The organism is Stenotrophomonas sp. P5_B8 (assembly GCF_054049855.1).
On record NZ_JBFULO010000506.1, the window covers coordinates 1 to 2,451 of the forward strand.

Consider the following 2,451-nt stretch of genomic DNA (forward strand, 5'->3'; position numbering starts at 1 on the left):
TCCCGGAGATGGGCGCTGAAGGCCTGGGCGTCGCCTCGGCCACGATGATGTGGATCCAGGCGCTGTGTTTTGCCGGTTACCTGTTCAAGACCAAGCGCTTTGCGCACCTGCAGCTGTTCTCGCATTTCGAGGCGCCGCGCTGGGCCGCGATCTGGGACCTGCTGCGCACCGGCCTGCCGATCGGCATCACCGTGCTGATGGAAGGCGGGCTGTTCATCGTCACCGCGCTGCTGATCGGTCGCCTGGGCGCCACCGAAGCGGCCTCGCACCAGATCGCGATCAACGTCGCCCAGCTGTGCTTCATGATCCCGATGGGCGTGGCCGAGGCCACCACCGTGCGCGTCGGCCACGCGGTCGGCAGCGGCAACGGGCTGGGCGTGCGCCGCGCGGCCATCGCCGGGCTGGTGATCATCCTGGGCACGCAGACGCTTTCGGCGCTGGTGCTGTTGTTCGGGCACGACGCCATCGTCGGGGTCTACACCGCCGACATGGGCGTGGCCGCGCTGGCCTCCACACTGCTGCTGTATGCGGCTGCGTTCCAGTTCCCCGATGGCATCCAGGTGCTCTCGGCCGGCGCGCTGCGCGGTCTCAAGGACACCCGCGTGCCGATGTTCATCGCCATGTTCTCGTACTGGGGCCTGGGCATGCCGCTGGGCGCCGGGCTCGGCCTCGGGCTGGGCATGGGGCCGCAGGGCATGTGGCTGGGCCTGATCCTGGGCCTGACCGCCGCGGCCATCCTGATGGCATGGCGGCTGCACGTCAGCAGCCGGCGTGTCGGCAGCCCCATCACCACGGCGGCGTGACATGCGCCGCCTGACGACCCCCTTACTTGTGTCCGATGCCGGGCTGCCCGGCAACGGCTATGCTGGCACTACGGCAAGAAGCCAACTGGAGTTTTCCCCATGAACCAACCCGCGCGTCGCAATCCCGTCGCCAGCTTCTTCATCGGGCTGTGGGATGTGATGAACTTTACCCGCAGGCTGATCCTCAACCTGGTCTTCTTCGGCCTGCTGTTGCTGGTGCTGATCCTGTTCGTCGTCGCGATGGGCAAGAGCGCCACCGCGGGCAAGTCGCTGCAGGACCGCACCACCCTGGTGATCGCGCCGGAAGGCAAGCTGGTCGAGCAGTACAGTGCCGATCCGGTCAGCCGCGCGCTGGCCAAGGCCGTGGGCGACAACGGCGCCGACGAGGTGCAGCTGCGCGACCTCATCCGCGCGATCGAAGCCGCCCGCGACGACAAGAAGATCGAACGCGTCGTGTTGCAGCTGGACAAGCTGCAGCCCAGCGGTTTCGCCTCGATGCGCGAAGTGGTCGCCGCGCTGCAGGACCTGCGTGCCTCGGGCAAGCAGGTGGTGGCCTTCAGCGAGAACATGAGCCAGTCGCAGTACCTGCTGGCCGCGCAGGCCAACGAGGTCTATCTGGACCCGATGGGCGGCGTGGTGCTGGAAGGCCTCGGCCGTTACCGCCAGTACTTCCGCACCGGCCTGCAGGACAAGCTGGGCGTGGACGTGCATCTGTTCAAGGTGGGCGAGTACAAGTCCGCCGCCGAGCCGTACGTGCTCGATGCGGCCTCGGCGCAGGCCAAGGAAGCGGATCTGTTCTGGATGACCGATGTGTGGCAGCGCTACCTGGGCGACATCGCCAAGGCACGCAAGCTCGATGCCGCACAGCTGGCCGCCGGCATCGACACCATGCCCGAGGGCATCGCCGCCGCCGGTGGCGACCTGGCCAAGTTCGCCCTGCAGCAGAAGCTGGTCGATGGCCTGAAGACCCGTGAGGAAGTCGAAGACCTGCTGGCCGATCGTGGCGTGGCCGATGAAGACGCCGATGGCGGCTTCCGCAGCGTCAACCTGGACAGCTACCTGTCGGTGCTCGATACCCGTCGTTCGCCGGTGGACTCGCGTCCGCAGGTGGCGGTGATCGTGGCGGCCGGTGAAATCGCCGGTGGCGACCTGCCGGCCGGTCGCGTCGGTGGCGTGTCGACCTCGGCGCTGCTGCGCGAAGCGCGCGACGACAAGGACGTGAAGGCCGTGGTGCTGCGCGTGGATTCGCCGGGCGGTGAAGTGTTCGCCTCCGAGCAGATCCGTCGCGAAGTGGTCGCGCTGAAGGCCGCCGGCAAGCCGGTGGTGGTGTCGATGGGGGATCTGGCAGCGTCCGGTGGTTACTGGATCAGCATGAACGCCGACCGCATCTACGCCGATCCGTCGACCATCACCGGGTCGATCGGCATCTTCGGCATGATCCCGAACGTGGCCCGTTCGCTGGACAAGATCGGCGTGCACACCGATGGCGTGGGCACCACCCGCTTCGCCGGTGCGTTCGACATGACCCGTCCGATGGATCCGGCCGTGGGCCAGGTGATCCAGTCGGTGATCAACAAGGGCTACGCCGATTTCACCGGCAAGGTCGCCGACGCCCGCAACAAGCCGGTCGAGGCGGTCGATGAAGTCG

2 protein-coding genes are annotated in these 2,451 nt (G+C 67.5%); both read left to right on the top strand.

The genetic code is table 11. From position 1 onward, the window contains the following. Positions 1 to 803: MATE family efflux transporter (locus ACXJKH_RS18660; RefSeq protein WP_457321596.1), on the top strand; the 803-nt coding region annotated here is incomplete at its 5' end. 99 nt (positions 804 to 902) lie between these two features. Beyond that, a partial coding sequence (gene sppA / locus ACXJKH_RS18665) for a signal peptide peptidase SppA (protein ID WP_457321598.1) occupies positions 903 to 2,451 on the top strand: 1,549 nt, incomplete at its 3' end.